1 protein-coding gene is annotated in these 561 nt (G+C 39.2%); it reads left to right on the plus strand.

Annotated elements, in window-relative coordinates:
- Positions 1–408 (plus strand): LytR/AlgR family response regulator transcription factor (locus C1G53_RS09125; RefSeq protein WP_161941397.1); only part of this gene is annotated, 408 nt, incomplete at its 5' end.
- Between the last annotated feature and the right edge of the window lie 153 nt (positions 409–561).

The following is a 561-nucleotide window of genomic DNA, read 5'->3' on the forward strand; positions in this document are numbered from 1 at the left end:
CTCAAACCACTGAGCTCCTTTGTCTTTGAGGAACATTTTAAAAAAATTCTTAGAAAATTACCCGATAGCCAAGAGAAGCAAAGTTTGTATATAAAAAGCAAGCAGTCCACCGTAAAACTCTATCAAGAAGATATTGTTTACCTAGAAAGTCAAGGACATCAGGTTCACATCTACACAGTTGACAGTGGCCTAACCATTACCCATAATAGTCTCAAAAATCTCGAAGCCATGTTAAACAGTAAATTGTTTGTACGAGCCCACTCGGCCTATATCATCAATTTGTCCCATGTTCAAAAAGTGGAAGGTAGCCTTGTTTACGTCACAAATACAGCCTTGCCGATTAGCCGCCCAAGGAAAAAAGAATTTATGACAGCTCTAACCAACTTCATCGGAGATAGCCTACTATGATCAATTTCCCTGATATTCCACGTTTCTATACTGCACTAACAGAAAGCTTGGCCTGCCTACTGGTATGTTCCTCACTTGTTTTGTCTGAAAAATGGTCACGCAAACAGGTACGTATCCTCCTGATTTTTCTCATACAAATCTTACTTCAACTAG

The organism is Streptococcus suis, from assembly GCF_002960445.1.
Taxonomy (GTDB): Bacteria; Bacillota; Bacilli; order Lactobacillales; family Streptococcaceae; genus Streptococcus; species Streptococcus hyiners.